This window comes from Lentzea sp. NPDC006480, assembly GCF_040611995.1.
Taxonomy (GTDB): Bacteria; Actinomycetota; Actinomycetes; order Mycobacteriales; family Pseudonocardiaceae; genus Lentzea.
Genome location: NZ_JBEXPJ010000196.1, coordinates 1 through 15,790, shown reverse-complemented (window position 1 = coordinate 15,790; position 15,790 = coordinate 1). Strand labels below are relative to the sequence as shown.

The following is a 15,790-nucleotide window of genomic DNA, read 5'->3' as shown; positions in this document are numbered from 1 at the left end:
GAGCCGACCTGGACTTCCTGGTCGGCTCCGATCGGCTGTGGGCGGCCGATGGTACGAGCGGTGACCTCATGTCGTACCACGTCGACTCGGGGACACCGGAACGACGCGTGCACAAGGGCGTTCACCAGCCGGGTAGCTCGAAGCTGGGCCTCACCGTCGCCAACAACGAAGTCGTCGTGGTTGATCGGACGCATCACGTCGTGGTGCGAGTGGACGACAGCGGTAGCCCGGTTTCGAGCATTCCCTTGTCATTGCGGGACGACGACCTGGTCTCCGGGTCACCGCGGGACTCGCGCGTGTTGATCGTGCGCCGTTCGGCGGCCGTCTTCCGGGTGTGTCCGTTGAACGGCGGTGCGTGTACCGCTGATGTCGCGATTGGACGGTCGAACGCCGATCTCGGTGCTGCCGTCGAGGCGCAGGACCACGTCTTCATCCCCGACCACACGAACGGCACGGTGCACGTCGTGGACGTCGGCCGGGGCACAGTCCGGGAGACGGAACGACTGCTGAAGCGCACCAACAGCTTCGAGCTCGTGGTTCGTGACGGCACCGCGTACTTCAACGACCCGGACAGCGAGAAGGCCGGTGTGATCGACATCAGCGGGAACGTCCGGCGCATCGACAAGTACGACCCGGCGAAACCACCACCGACCGAGTTCTCCTCCGCCACCAGCTCGCGCACGAACAGCGTCACCCGGACCACGCCCAGCCCGATCCCGCGGACGGGTAGGAGAATCAGCGGAACTACGTCGAGCGGCACGATCGGAACCATCGCGGCGCCAACGGGTTCCTCCACCGCGAGCTCGTTGCGGATCGGGCGGATCAACACCGAGCCGGTCACACCGGAGACCGGGCAGACGACGACGTTCACCGCGGAAGTCGCAGGCGTGCCACCGGAAACGTGGTCTTGGAGCGTGGCTCCGGCCGGCGGGCAGGCCGTTCCCGTCGCCAGCACACCACGATTCGAGCACGTGTTCACGCAGCCCGGCGCCCACGTCGTGAGTCTGACGGTCAAAGCCGGTTCGCTCGAAGACCGGCGACTCACAACCGTTCAGGTCGTTCCTCCCGCGCCACCGGTGAAGTGCGGCGACGTCATCATGACGTCCGTCGTCCTGCGCGCCGACCTGACGTGCACCGGACCGGGTCTCGTGGTGCAGACCAACGACATCACCGTCGACCTCGACGGCCACACCATCAGCGGTTCCGGCACGGACAACGGGATCACCGTCGAGAACCAGCAGCACGTGAGGATCTTCGACGGTTCGGTGCGAGGATTCGCGACCGGGATCAAGTTCTTCGGTGTGCCCGACGGAGAGATCGAGAGAGTCGCGGTCAGCGGAAACTCCAGCAATGCTCTCATCCTCGACGCAGGAGGGTTGGCGGGGCGCGCTCCCGGTGTCGAGGTCACGGCCTCCGAGATCCGTGGACGTGCCATGTTCCACGGCCTGCTGAACCTCACCGTCACCGGCCTCAGGGCCACGGACTCGCTGATCTCGTTCGACTCGACCGCGCAGTCGGTGATGACCGGCGTGGTGTGCACCCGCTGCTTCATGAACATCGGGAGCGACTCGAACGGCGTCACGGTTCGCGGCAGCTTCACGGACGGAAACGTCAACGTCAGCCAGTCCGACGACCTGAAGATCGACCTGAGCGAGTTCGTGCGCAACTCGATCAGGATCGGCAGCGCCTCGCGCAGGGCCACGGTCAGCAGAAGCCGTCTCAGCGGTGCCGACACGGCGATCTCCAGCTTGAACTTGGCGCCGGGTTTAAAGATCGAGAGCAACTGGTTCAGCGAGAACCGCATCGGGGCGAAGATTGTGTCCGCCGTTCTCGACGAGCTGGCGGGCCTCACGATCACCGGCAACGAGTTCCTGAACAACCGGGCGGCAGGCGTGCTCGTGGACGTGGACGCCAGCAGCCCGGTCGCTGGCTACTTCTTCGGGCAGAACCACTTCACCTCCAACGGTCATCAGTCCGACGGATTGAAGGACGGGGGAGGAAGCCCGGTGAACGACGGCCTGCACCTGCGAATCGTCGGAGACGGCCAGGCGGAGATACGCGAGAACATCACCGCGAACAACGCCGAGTACGGCATCGAGGCAACAGCCGCCGGCGTCGTCGACGGCGGCGGGAACAGGTCGACGAACGATCCAGCCGGTTGTCTTGGCGTCCGGTGCGAGTGAAGGAGCTGACGATGACGACGGTGATCGATCGCGGCACCGATGGCCCGCGGACCCACGCGCTGGTGATCGGGGTCGGGCTCTACCCCCACTGCCGCAACGACATCCACGACGGTCCGGACGCGGCGCTCGCCCGGCAGTTCACGACGTTGACGGCACCACCGCTGTCCGCGCTGGAGGTCACCCGGTGGCTGCTGGCCGAACAGCTCGACGAGGAAACCGCGCCACTGGGCAGCATCGAGCTGCTCGTCTCCGGCAACGCGGATCAGACCGTGACGACTCCGGACGGAACGGTGACGGTCGACTCGCCGACCTATCCGGCCGTGGAGGCCGCCTTCGACCGGTGGCGTTCCAGGTGTGATGCGAACGAGGGCAACGTGGCTTTCTTCTTCTTCAGCGGCCACGGTTGTGCGAAGGGCAAGCAGTACCTGCCCTTGGAGGATGTCGGACGAAGACCGGGGTCCTTCTTCAGCGACGCGATCGAGCTCGACTCGTTGGTCCACGGGATGGGCCGCAACCGCGCGAGCGTCCAGACCTACTTCATCGACGCGTGCCGGATGGTGCCCGCGGAACTGCTGGACAAGTACGAGATCAACGCGCGAAGTCTCCTGGACTCTCACCTGGTGACGGCGCGCCGGGACGCCCCCGTCGTCTACTCGACGGTGTCCGGTGAGGTTGCCAGGGCGGTGGAGGGCCGGCCGAGCCCGTTCACCGAGGCAATGCTGCAGGCGTTGAGCGGCAGTGCGGCCGCGCAGCCGAACGGTCGCTGGGAGGTCACGACCGATCGTCTCGTCTCCGCGATCAACCGGATCCGGGCGTGGCACGGCGACCCCGAGCAGCTGACCGAGTACGGCCTCGGCACCCAGGTGACCGGACGAACCATCAGGCGGCTCAAGGGAATGCCGCAGGTTCCCTTCCGGCTGGGGTGCAACCCGCGAGAAGCACTCCTGGAAGCACAGTTGAGCCTGCTGGTCCCGTTCTCGGACCAGGTCGCCTTCGAACGCCGCCCGGAGCCGCGGGTGTGGGAGGGGTCCACCGACGCCCAGGTCTACGGGTTCAGGGCGGCGTTCGGCCCGGGACGCTACGTCGACTCCACCAAGGCCTTCCCGCTGTGGCCACCGAACTACGAGTGCGACCTCGACGTCCTGCCGCATCACGACGACGCTGGAGGATTGGGGTCCGATGCCAACGGTTGAGTTCCAGTACGCGGATCCGGCGGCGAGGCCAGGTGCCGTGGTCGGTGCCGTCGAGGTGGTCGACGACCGGTTAGTCACCGTGACGAGCACGGTCGTCCGCTCGGAACAGGACGCCGCAGTCGAGCTCCCGCCCGGCAGGTACTTCGCACGTGGCTGGCTCCCGGCCGGGCCGCAGCTCCAGGCGGCTTTCGAGGTGGCCTCCGCGGAGCAGACCGTTCCGCTGCACCGCTGTGGAGAACCTCCGGCGGACCGACCAGGAGCAGGCGGCTGGTTACGGTTGTGGCGCCACCGAGGCAGGTCGTGGTCCGGCACGGTCCCACCAGAACTGCTTACCGCCGACGTGCTTGTGTTGTCGACGAGCCACGGAGGGAGCCTCGGCGTCCAGATCGTGGACGCGGACCGGCGGTCGACGATCACCATGGCCCCCACCGGGGTGCCGCTGCGGCTCGGAGGTGCGGCGGGGATCTCGCTGCTGCCTGGGGTGGAGGCGACCTTGCTGACCTACCTGGACCGTGGCGATCTCCCGTCCGCTCGCATCGTCGCGTCCGACGCGATGAGTCAAGCACCGGGGCCGGGGGAGCCCGACAGCTCGCTGCTGGACACGGCTGTCGGCTACTACCTGCTGCGGACTGGAAACCCGCGAGCGGACTGGTGGATCTCGGAGCTGAGCTGGGCACAGCCTGACTCGGTCGACACGACGATCCTCAACGCGTACCGCCTCATGCAGATCGAGGGTATGGGCCACGAGTCGATCTGCGAGGAACTGGTCAGAGCCGCGTCGAACGGGCTTCCGGTGGTCGCGGAGGGCCTGCGGCTGCTGATCTCCGGCCTGGTGCGGGCGGGCGACCACCAGGACGCGCCGGCACATGTGGAGAGGCTGCGGCACTACGCGGTCGCTCTCGCGCAGGGCCCGCTGACCGCGTTCCCCGGTCTCGAGCCGGCGGCACCCCGTACCGGTCAGGCGATCTGGTCAGGGGAGCTCCCGGTGGACGTCCTGGAGTTCGATCTCGGGGCTGCTCCCGAAGTTGAGCCGGAGGTCGAGGTGCGGGAGGAGCCTTCGGCCGCCGAGCCGGCGCTGCGAGCGGCTCGGCGCTTGGTCGCGGCGGCGCTCGCGCAGCTGCAGTCGAGCGGTCTGCGGCCAGGACGGCAACGGCGCGACGTGACGGTTGACGGCGAAGAACTGGTCTTCGAGGTCACTCCCAGCGCCAATGCCGTCCACTTCGACCTGGAGCTCAGGGCGTCTCCGCTGCCGGCGATCATGGGCATCGTCGTCAGTCTTCAAGTCACGGCCGGAGTGCACGTGCTGGAGTCGTTTGACGAGACGTACCGTTGCCGGTTCACCGACGTGCCGGCCGGGGCGTGGGTATTCACCGTCCGGCAGCCCCTGACACAGCCGCGGCTCGACCTGTCGGCTGTGTCGCTGCCCGTGCTGCTGCGCGAACCCGCGTTCGCGGCCAGCGACGTGCATCACTCGACTGAGATCCTGCGGATGGTGGCTCCGGGACGGAACACGCTGCTGGTCCTCACGTTCGAACCACCGGACCAGTACCGGCTGGAGGTGACGCAGGCCGCGGGCGTCACGGTGAACCTGGTGGCGGTCGAGTACACCGAGCGGGGCGGGGCGACGGTGCTCAGGCTGTTGCCGCTACCGCCGGGCACCGGTCGTGCCAGCGGGAGCATCGACTTGCAGGACATGGACATCCGCGCGCCGTGGCAGGTGGTCGAGTCCTTACCGCCGGAGTACCTGACTACCTGTTCCGATGATGAGGTCGAAGCCTCCATCGGGGCCACCGCGTCCCGTGCCGCAAGGATGGCCTGGCGTTCTCTCGCGGGACTGCTGTCACCGGAGCTTCAGGCCCTGATCGAGGAAATTAGATGACGAGAGCGCGACAAGACAGTGCATTGGCCACTTTGGATGGTGCGCTCGCTGAGCTCGGCCGGACCGATCTTGGCGTCAAGTCGGTCACCAGCGAGGGCTTGCACGCCCAGCTCGTCGACCGGGGACTGTGGTGGAACGTCTGTGCGGAGGCCGTGTCCCGCGAACCGCGACGGCTGTTCGGCTGGTTCCGCGGGGATGACGCGCGGATCACGGATCTGCTCGGCGACCATGACAACGACGTCGCGTCGCAAGCGGTCGCCGCTGTCGGTCTGGCTGTTGCGTCCGCACGCGGAGATGTCGACGAGGACATCGCCGCTGCGGCGTTGCACCGCGCGACCAGTTACTGGTCGACCGCCAGAGTGTTGCCGGAGATGCCGAGCGACGACGGCGACCGGTTCGACGTGAAGAGCGTGGATCCCGGGACTCGCAAGGCACTGGCGGCTCTCGCGGACCTGCCCGGCGGTCCTTCCCGCGCGTTCACGCAGATCGCCGTGATCCTGATGACGGGAGCCGTCCAGGTGCCCCGCTATCAGCAGCAGATCCGACTGCTGTTCGACACGGCGGGCAAGGGCAAGGTCGGCCGTACGGGCACGTTGGAGCTGGTGGTGCTGCCGGGTGGACCGGGCGGCCTGTTCCCCGATCCGCGGACCATGTCGTTCCTGACCGCTGACGAGGACTTCGCCTCGGCGCTCACCGACGCGTGGGCCCACGCGGTCGGCTCGCGCTCGAACCCGCCCTGTGTGTTGTGGAACATCAAGCAGGAAGGCGGCCGGGTCCAGCAGATCCACGGTGCGTCGCTCGGGACCGCGTTCGCAGTGGCGCTAAAGGAACTGCTCGGCCTGCCGTCCCCATTGAAGGTGCTGCGGGCGTTCCGCACCGACTGCGCTGTGACCGGGACCGTCGACGTCGAGGGTGCTGTCGGAGAGGTGGGCGGCCTTGACGGCAAGTTCACCGCTGCTCAGCGCAACGGGTGGAGCGTCGTTGCGCCCGCCGCGAGCAGCGAAGCCGACAAGCAGGCGGTCCCGCCCGGCCTGGACGTCGAGTGGGTGGACACGGTCAAGCAGGCGCGGCGCAAGGTGCACCGCTGGCGCAAGGGCCGCACTACGGTGGCCGGGATCGGTCTGGCCGCCCTGCTGATCGGTGGCTCCATCGCGGCCCAGCTCGTCGATGCCAGGAACACCTCGGACGCGAACGCGCTGCGGGAGAAGAAGTACAGCACGGCCCAGACGCTCATCCGCAACGCCGACGGCCTGCGAGAGAACCAGCAAGACAAGGCGATGCGGCTGTACCTGGCCGCACTGGCGATCGACGACACGCCTGCTACCAAGGCGGCGGTGGTCGCCGCGCTCACGACCGAGCGGAAGGGCATCGCCCTGCCGGTGCACTACTCGAACATCCGAGCCATTCGCCTGGCTGCCGGCAACCTGCTCCTCGTGGCCGGTGAAAAGGAGATCTCCCTCTGGAACATCAAGGACCGCACTCTTCCCGTCCGCCTCGGCAACCTGGCCAAGGAGTTCGAGAAGGACGCCGTGTTCTTGACCGCCGCTCTGAGTGCGGACGGCCGGACGGCCGTCGTGGTACGACCGGGCCCGGCAGACCCGAAGCCGCCGTACCTGGGTTCGTACACGGATCTGTGGAACCTCGCGAACACCGATGCCCCGCAGTTGATGTCCAGCCTGCCTGGATGTCCTCCGGTGGCGGCGGCCCTCAGCCCCTCCGGTAGGACCGTGCTCACCGGGTGCGCCGACGGAACCGCAACCGTGTGGAACGCCACGAATCAGAAGGAGCCGGTGGTCGCGACTGAGCTGACGCCCAAGGTGGCCGGTCTGCGTTCGGTGGCGTTGGCGGGTGAGAACAGGGCGATGACGGCGTCAGAGATCGGACTGTCTGTGTGGAATCTGAGCGCCCCGGACCAGCCGATCGTGCGAGGGCTCGGTGCGGGGGCCGCCACCGAGTTCGGAGCCGGCTTGGCGGTCTCCTCCGACGGAACCGGGGCGAGCGTCGTCGTCGGGCACGATTTCGGCCGCACCCAGGTGGCCGAGGTCGACGAGCGAAAAAGATCCGCTGAACTCAACCGGCTGGAGGTCGTCGGCCAGACGGAGCCGGTGACCTCTGTGGACGGAGGCGGGCCCCTGCTGGTGACCGGGACCGGACACAACGTCGTGGTGTGGGAACGGCAGACCGACCGCGCCTACCGGCCTCGCGCGGTGCTCAAAGAACACACCGAACAGGTACTGGGCGTCGCGCTGAGCACCGATGGCCGCACGGTGGTCTCCGGCGACCGGGGAGGCACCGTCCGGATCGGGGAGGTCGGCGATCGAGGGCAGTACACTCTCCGCCCGCCGATCACCTCCATGCCGAACCCGTTGCGCCAGCTGACCTTCTCGAGGACTACGAGCGTGGTCGCCGGGGTGAGCGAGGCCGGCGAGGCGATCATGTGGGACCTCGCCAACCCTGCTCATCCCACACGGATCACCAGCGTCAAAGCACACGCCTCACCGATCCGCAGCGCCGCGCACAGTCCCGCCGCCGCGGTGCTGGCGACAGGAGGTGAGGACGGTGCGGTCGTGGTGCAGGGCATCACCGATCCTGAGGTGCCGGCCGCGATGGCCACCTTCCCCTCCCAAGGACGCCCGGTCACCGCACTGTCGTTCGACCCGAAGGGCGACGTGCTCGCCGCCGGTGACGCGTCGGGCGCCGTCACGTTGTGGCCCGTCACGCACACGAGCGGCGCCGAGGCGCGTCCCCTGGGCAAGATTCCCGGAAGCGGAAAGCCCGTCAAGGCGCTCTCCTTCGACCCGGCGGGCGGCATCATCGCGATCGGCGGCGACGACAAGACGGTGACCTTGGTGAACGTCGCGGACCCGGCCCATCCGGCACAGGTGAACAGCATCCCCACCCCCAACGGCCGGGTGCTGGACCTCTCGTTCAACCCGAAAAGCCGTCTTCTGGTGGAGGCCGGTGAGGAAAGCGCCGCTGTCATGCAGTGGGACCTGACGAACACCGAGAAGCCCGCCGAGCCACCTCCCATCACGGGCGAGCCTGCCGTGACGAACGCACTCGCCTACAACGCTGACGGCACCTTGCTCGTCACGGCCAACCGCGACGCCACCGCGACGTTGTGGAGCGTGATCGACCCGAACAAGCCGCATCGCATGGCCGTCCTGATCGGCCACACCAAACCGGTCCTGTCCGCCGGGTTCACCCGGGACAGCGGCACGATCTTCACCGGCAGCGACGACAAGGCCGCCATGCTGTGGGACGTCAACGTGTTCGCCTCGATCGCTGCGGACCCGAGGCCACGGGCCTGTGAGCTCGCCGGGCGTGTCCTGACCGAGGAGGAATGGGCAGACCAGGTGAAGGGATTTCCGCGCCAGGACAACTGCCCCAGATGAACCGCGCCAGGTGAACCTGCGCACCAACAGGCAGTGTTGCGTCGCGTGTACCCGTCCGCTTGTCGGCGACTCGGCCAAGGCGACGGCTTCGGTGTTGCGGCTCACCGAGGGAACCGTGCTGGCCAGCGACGTTGGCCGCGGCACGATCGGTGAGACCGCAGCCTGCGGAGTGTTCTCAGGCCGACATCACCCCTATCAGCGCAACGATTCTCGCCACTTGCATCGGCACAGAACCGAACTCCGACCACGGTTCCTCGTACGCCTGGGCGCAGGCGGCACGGGTGGTTTCGGTACCCTCTGACCGCCTGACGGAAGGACACGGGTGGACGACTCGTCGAAGGTCGGTAGGCATGCTCGCGCGGTGCTGGCCGCCGCGAAGGCGTTCCGCGCCGAGGCGGCAGGGGTGCGCGCGGAACCGGATCGGCTGCTCGCGCTCGCCGCGGCGCAGTACCAGGCGGTCCGGGACTCGCTGGTGGCCGACCAGCTCCGTGCCATGCCGGTGGAGAAGCTCCGGGACACCAAGGCGAACCTGCGGCTGAGCAAGCTGAGGGCGGCCGGGTACCGGACCGTCGCCGATGTCGCCGAGGCGCGTCCGGAACAGCTCGACGGCGTGCCCGGCGTCGGCAGGCAGTCCGCCGAGCAGATCGTGCGGGTCGCGCGGGCCGTCGTCGACGGGGTCGCGCGCGACACGACCGTCCGGCTGAACCCCGACCGCGCCGACCGTGCTCAGACCGAGCTGCTGCAGCTGATGTCCAAGCTGCGCAGGGCGAACCAGCTCGTCGGTCCGCTGCGCGAGCCGCTCGCGGACGTGCTGGACAGGGTCGACGCCGACGTGCGTGCCGCCTCCCGGGCCTGGAGCCGGGTGCGGATGTTCTTCTCGTTGCGGAAGAACCGGCAGGCCGCCATCGAGTCGCTCGGCCGGCTCGAAGCCCTGCTGGCCAGTCGTGACGTGGCGGCGTTGCGCGCGGTGGGCACGCAGCTGCGCGTGCCGGACCTGGATCATCGTGCGCTGTGGCGCGACTACGAGCTCGACGCGGCCGCCTACAACACGCTCCTCGCCGACCTCGGTGGCGAGGGGGCGATGCCGGATCGCAGTGCCGCCAAGGGTTTTGTCCCGGCCGACATCGAGCACGAGGTCGACGCGACCACGCTGGACACCAGCCTGCTGAAGGTGTCGCTGCGCGGCTACCAGGTGTTCGGGGCCAAGTTCGCGCTGGCTCGCAAACGCGTGATCATCGGCGACGAGATGGGACTGGGCAAGACGATCGAGGCCATCGCGGTGATGGCCAGCCTCGCCGCCGGTGGGCGGCGCGGATTCCTGGTGGTCTGCCCGGCGAGTGTCGTCGTCAACTGGGTCAACGAGATCGCCAGGCACAGCGACCTCGTGCCGCACCGGATGCACGGCGCGGGCCGCGATGGCGCGGTCGGGCAGTGGCTGGCGCAGGGCGGCGTCGGCGTGACGACGTTCGGCACGTTGCCGAAACTGGTGCTGCCGAAGAGGTGCCGCCCGGCGCTGGTCGTGGTCGACGAGGCGCACTACGTGAAGAACCCGGACACGCAACGCTCCCAGGCGGTCAACACCATCGTGCAGCGCGCGGAACGGGCAGTGCTCCTCACCGGAACGCCGATGGAGAACCGCGTCGAGGAGTTCCGCAACCTGGTCGCCTATCTCCAGCCGGGCGTCGCGGCCCGCACCGGCGCCATCGATGCCGTGGTGGGAGCGAAGGCCTTCCGCCGCGTGGTCGCGCCGGTGTACCTGCGGCGCAACCAGCAGGACGTGCTGGGGGAGCTGCCGGAGCTGCTGGAGATGGAGGACTGGGTCGAGTTCGGCAAGCAGGACCGGGGTGCGTACCTCGACGCGGTGCGCGCCGGGAACCTCATGGCGATGCGCCGCGCCGCCTACGCGCCGGGCACACCCCGCGGCTCGGCCAAGCTGGAGCGGCTGCTGGAGATCATCGAGGAGTCGCGGGAGAACGGCTGGAAGGTCGTGGTGTTCTCGTACTTCCACGACGTGCTGGACGTGGTCGCGGACCACGTCGAGGCCTTCGGTCCCCTGACCGGCGCGACGTCGGCGCAGGAACGTCAGCAACTGGTGGACGCGTTCACGGCGTGCGAGGACCACGCGGTGCTGGTGGCCCAGATCGAGGCGGGCGGCGTGGGCCTCAACATCCAGGCCGCGTCCGTGGTGATCATCGCCGAGCCGCAGTGGAAGCCGAGCACCGAGGACCAGGCGATCGCCCGGTGTCACCGGATGGGCCAGGTTCGCAAGGTCCACGTGCACCGGTTGCTGGTCAAGGACAGCGTGGACGCGCGGGTGCAGGAGATCCGCGACCACAAGACCCTGCTGTTCGACCACTACGCGCGCGAAAGCGACACGAAGCACTCCCACGCGAGCGCGCTGGACTCGGCGGTGTCGGTGGAGCAACGAGTGGTACAGGCCGAGCAGCAGCGCCTTGGTCTATAGGACCCGGATACACCTGGGGAAATGTGAGCATCCACACCCGCCCGTGATGTTCTCGTGCTCATTTCGTAACATGGCCCGCCGTGTGAGCATGCCCTGTCCCCAACGCAAGGTGTTCCTGAATGCCGGGCCGACATAGAACGAAGCCGACACCCAACCGAAAGCTGCCCATCGCGGTCGCCGCCACCCTCACCGCGGGCCTGGTCGGGACCTTCTGGGTGGTCCGCGCCTCCGACCAGCAGATCGATCCAACCGGAGCGGCCGCCTTGCTGGCGGCCTCGTCGACCCCGGTCAGCCAGGACCCGCGGCCGACCACGACCTCGGCCACCGCGCCGTCGTCCTCGCTGCCTCCGGCGACCTCGACGACGCCTCCGGTGACGACGACCGAACCCAAGACCACCACGCCGCCCCCGCCCCCGCCCTGTCCGACCACCCTGGACGGCGTGAAACCGCACGCGGCGCAGGTGGGCCACCACATCGCGGGCAAGTTCGGCGTCACCGACATCGGCGGCGCCACCGGCCGAGGCGGCTCCGGTGACCATCCCGCCGGCCTGGCGCTGGACTTCATGGTCGATCCCGCCACCGGCAACGCCCTGGCCGACTACGTGCTGGCCAACCGCAAGGCGTTCGGCGTCACCTACGTGATCTGGCGCCAGCGCTACAACGACGGCAGCGGCTGGTCGGCGATGGAGGACCGGGGTAGTCCCACGGCCAACCACATGGACCACGTGCACGTGTCGTTCCAGCCGACCGCGACCGTCAACGTCACCTGCTGACCACGCAGGACCGCCGACGTATCAGTGACCGGCGCCGTGGGAGAACGCGGCGGAGCCCTGCCCGTGCCGTGGCCGCTGCTGGGCCTGGAGGGTGACCAGGCACCGCGTGAGGTCGTCGACGAGCAGGTCGGCCAGATCGTGGGTGAAGCCGTTGCGCACCACGATGCGCAGGACGGCGAGGTCCTCGCGGTGGGCGGGGAACGTGTAGGCGGGGACCAGCCAGCCGCGTTCCCGCAGGGCGGCGGAGACGTCGAACACCGAGAAGCGCTCGTCGGTGACGGTGAAGGCGAACACCGGGAGCTGGTCGCCGCGGGTCAGGAGCCGGAACGGGCCCAGCGCGGCGATGCGCGCGGCGAGGCCGGTGGCGACGTCGCGGCTGTAGTTCTGGACGCGGCGGTAGCCCTCCAGGCCCAGGCGCAGGAACGAGTAGTACTGGGCGGCGACCTGGGCGCCGGGGCGGGAGAAGTTGAGGGCGAACGTGGGCATGTCGCCGCCCAGGTAGTTGACGTGGAACACCAGGTCCTCCGGCAGTGCCGCGGCGTCGCGCCAGAGCACCCAGCCGACACCAGGGTAGACGAGGCCGTACTTGTGGCCGGAGGTGTTGATCGAGGCGACGCGGGGCAGCTGGAAGTCCCAGACCAGGCCGGGGTCGCAGAACGGGGCGATCATCGCCCCGGACGCGCCGTCCACGTGCACCGGGATGTCCCAGCCGCGCTCGGCCTGCAGCCCGTCCAGCACCGCGCAGATCTCGGCGACCGGTTCGTAGCTGCCGTCGAACGTTGACCCGAGCACGGCGACCACGCCGATCGTGTTCTCGTCGCAGTGCGCGGCGACCTGGTCGGCGGTGAGGTGGAAGCGGTCGCCCTCCATCGGCACGAGCCGGCACTCGACGTCGAAGTAGTTGGCGAACTTCTCCCAGCACACCTGGACGTTGACGCCCATGACCAGGTTCGGCCGGTCGGCGGGCTCCGATGCCGCCCGGCGCCGGTGCTGCCAGCGGCGTTTCAGCGCCAGGCCGGCGAGCATGCACGCCTCGCTGGAACCGGTGGTGGAGCAGCCCGTCGGCGCGCCCGTCGCGTGCCAGAGCGCCGCGAGCATCCGCACACATCGCTGCTCCAGCTCGGCGGTGCGCGGGTACTCGTCCTTGTCGATCATGTTCTTGTCGACGCACTCGGCCATCAGCGTCGCGGCCTGCGGCTCCATCCACGTGGTCACGAAGGTGGCCAGGTTGAGCCGGGCGTTGCCGTCGAGCATCAGCTCGTCGTGCACCACCTGGTACGCGGTGTCGGCGTCGAGCTCCCGCTCCGGCATCCGGTCACGGGGAATGCGGCCCGGCTCGCGGGTGAACACCGGGTTGGACTCGACGTGGGGGCGGGCCGGGCGCGGGTCGGACGGGTCGATGAGCGGCACGCCGACCATTCTGTCGAGCCCGGGCGATCTCGCCAGTGGACGTTCAGCGGGCGTCCTCCAGGGGCAGCGACACCTGGAAGCGCGTGTCGCCCGGTGCGGACTCCACCCGGATGTCGCCGTGGTGCTTGTTGACCACGATCCGCCAGGAGATCTCCAGTCCGAGCCCGGTGCCCTCGCCGACCGGCTTGGTGGTGAAGAACGGTTCGAAGATCCGGCTCTTGACCTCGGCCGGGATGCCGGGGCCGGTGTCGCCGATCTCCACGACGAGGTGCTCCTCCCGCCGGAACGTCCGCACGGTCAGCGTGCCGGACCCGCCCATCGCGCTCAAGGCGTTGTCGATCATGTTCGTCCACACCTGGTTGAGCTCGCCGGCGTACGCGGGGATCTCGGGCAGTTCGCGGTCGTAGTCCTTGACCACCCGCACGTCCGCGAGCTTCCCGCCGAACATGACCAGCGTGGAGTCGAGCAGCTCGTGCACGTCGACCACCTGGAACGGCGCGCGGTCCATCTGCGAGTACTGCTTGGCGGCACCGACCAGAGTGGACACCCGAGTGGTGGCGTCCTCGATCTCGTTCATCAGCATCTCGGTCTCCACCGTGTACCTCAGCCAGTACACGGCGGACGCGGTGACACCCGCGGGGCACGCCGTGAGCGCGCTCTCCAGCCACTCGACGTCCAGCCCGGCCGCGACCAGGACCGGTGCGACGTCCCAGCCGCCGCCGATGTCGTGGTCGTCGAGCCAGTCGGCGACCACGTCCTCGGCGTCGCTGGCCTCCAACGGGCTGAGCTTCGGCGCCTTGGCGACCCGTTCGACCGCCTTCTCCTGCAGCTCGACCAGAGCGGGCAGGGTGGCCGGGTCGAGCGCGCCCTGGGCCAGCAGGGCGAGTTTGTGCCGCATTCCCGCGACGCGCTCGCGCAGTGCCGCGGTCGCCCGCACCGCCGCTGCGGCCGGGTTGTTGAGCTCGTGCGTGAGGCCCGCGGCCAGTGCGCCGAGCGCGGTGAGCCGCTCGTGCTGGCCCACCGTCGCCTGGGTGTTGCGCATCCCCCAGAACAAGCCCTCCAGCAGGTGCATCGCCATCGGGAACCACGCGCGGATCATCGGCCCGATCTCGTCGGCGTCGAACTGCAGCATCGATGTGGCCGTGATCGACTCGACGGTCATCTGGTAGGTCGGCTGGTCGAGCTCCAGATAGGCCTGGGTGGCACCGAAGTACGAGCCGCGCAGGCTGCTGCGGCTCACCTCGACGCGTTGCCCGCCGAGGGTGCGGCACAGCGCGACGGTGCCTTCCAGCAGCACGAAGAAGCACGTCGCGGGCTCGCCCTCGGTGAGCACGGGGGTGCCGGCCTCGCGGGTCTCGATGTGACCGTGTCCGGCCAGCCAGTCCAGCTGTTCCTGGTCGAGCTTCTCGAACAGGAACAGCTCGCGCAGGTCATCCGCCGTGAGCCTCTCCATCACGACCTCTCCAGGTAGCGGTGGACCAGGGTGACCGCCATGGCGCCCTCACCGACCGCGGACGCGACCCGCTTCACCGAGTCCGCTCGCACGTCGCCTGCCACGAACACCCCGGGCACGTTCGTCTCCAGGTGGTACGGCGCGCGTTCGAGGTCCCAGCCGACTGGTGAGGCGCCGAGGTCGGGCCCGGCGAGGAGGAACCCGTGCTCGTCCCGTTCCAGTGTGCCGTCGAGCCAGTCGGTGCGCGGGGCGGCGCCGATGAACGCGAACAACCAGCTCGCCGCGACGGTCGTCGTCTCGCCGGTCTTGTTGTGCAGCAACGTCAGCGTTTCGAGGTGATCGTCACCCGTGCCGCCGCAGACCTCGGTGTGCGTGCGCACCTCCACGTTCGGGATCGCGTCGAGCTGGTCGATCAGGTAGCGCGACATCGACTGCACCAGCGAGTCTCCCCGCACCAGGAGCACCACCTTGCGCGCGTGCCCGGAGAAGTAGACCGCGGCCTGCCCGGCCGAGTTCGCGCCGCCGACCAGGTAGACGTCCTGGCCGGCGCAGTTCGGGCCCTCGGTGGTCGAGGCGCCGTAGTACACGCCCCGCCCGGTCAGCGCGCCGAGTCCGGGCGCGTCGAGCAGCCGGTACGACACCCCGGTGGCGAGGATGACGGTGTGGGCGGCGAGCTCGGTGCCGTCGCCGAACCGCACGACGCGCGCGGCGCCCCGGCGTTCGAGCGCCACGACGTCGCGCGTGGTCAGCAGCTCGACGCCGAACTTCACCGCCTGTCTGCGGGCCCGTTCGGTCAGCTGCCCGCCGGACACGCCGTCCGGGAAACCCAGGTAGTTCTCGATGCGGCTGCTGGTGCCCGCCTGGCCACCCGTCGCGATCCGTTCGACGAGGACGGTCTTGAGCCCTTCCGACCCTCCGTACACCGCGGCGCCGAGCCCGGCGGGCCCGCCCCCCACGACGATCAGATCAAGCCGTCCGGTGCCGGGCGGAAGTCCTCGGCGAGGCTGCCCGCCGCGTTCAGCACGTACCGGACGTTCTGC

General features: G+C 69.1%; 9 protein-coding genes. 6 read left to right on the top strand and 3 right to left on the bottom strand.

Annotated features, from left to right (window positions below; genetic code table 11):
* From ABZX92_RS40645 to ABZX92_RS40620, 6 genes are all read left to right on the top strand, one after another.
* Positions 1-2,183: PKD domain-containing protein (locus ABZX92_RS40645; protein WP_355570811.1), on the top strand; the 2,183-nt coding region annotated here is incomplete at its 5' end.
* An 11-nt stretch (positions 2,184-2,194) separates the two neighbouring features.
* Positions 2,195-3,376, top strand: a complete 1,182-nt coding sequence (locus ABZX92_RS40640) for a caspase family protein (protein ID WP_355570810.1) — start codon at positions 2,195-2,197, stop codon at positions 3,374-3,376.
* Positions 3,363-5,255, top strand: coding sequence for a hypothetical protein (locus ABZX92_RS40635; protein WP_355570809.1), 1,893 nt, complete (start codon positions 3,363-3,365; stop codon positions 5,253-5,255). The genes ABZX92_RS40640 and ABZX92_RS40635 overlap by 14 nt, the downstream gene beginning before the upstream one ends.
* Positions 5,252-8,650, top strand: coding sequence for a hypothetical protein (locus tag ABZX92_RS40630; RefSeq protein WP_355570808.1), 3,399 nt, complete (start codon positions 5,252-5,254; stop codon positions 8,648-8,650). The genes ABZX92_RS40635 and ABZX92_RS40630 overlap by 4 nt, the downstream gene beginning before the upstream one ends.
* 322 nt (positions 8,651-8,972) lie before the next feature.
* Positions 8,973-11,114, top strand: coding sequence for an SNF2-related protein (locus ABZX92_RS40625; protein WP_355570807.1), 2,142 nt, complete (start codon positions 8,973-8,975; stop codon positions 11,112-11,114).
* A 119-nt stretch (positions 11,115-11,233) separates the two neighbouring features.
* Entirely contained in the window at positions 11,234-11,887 is a 654-nt protein-coding gene (locus ABZX92_RS40620) for a hypothetical protein (protein WP_355570806.1), read from the top strand.
* 21 nt (positions 11,888-11,908) lie between these two features.
* On the opposite strand, the gene ABZX92_RS40615 is transcribed toward ABZX92_RS40620, so the two are convergent.
* From ABZX92_RS40615 to ABZX92_RS40605, 3 genes are all read right to left on the bottom strand, one after another.
* Positions 11,909-13,213: a glutamate decarboxylase gene (locus tag ABZX92_RS40615; RefSeq protein ID WP_355570812.1), complete on the bottom strand. Its 1,305-nt coding sequence runs from the start codon at positions 13,211-13,213 to the stop codon at positions 11,909-11,911.
* Between the two features lie 127 nt (positions 13,214-13,340).
* Positions 13,341-14,750 (bottom strand): ATP-binding protein, encoded by a 1,410-nt coding sequence (locus tag ABZX92_RS40610; RefSeq protein WP_355570805.1) that lies wholly within the window; start codon positions 14,748-14,750, stop codon positions 13,341-13,343.
* Positions 14,750-15,790 (bottom strand): FAD-dependent oxidoreductase (locus tag ABZX92_RS40605; RefSeq protein WP_355570804.1); only part of this gene is annotated, 1,041 nt, incomplete at its 5' end. The genes ABZX92_RS40605 and ABZX92_RS40610, both read right to left, overlap by 1 nt.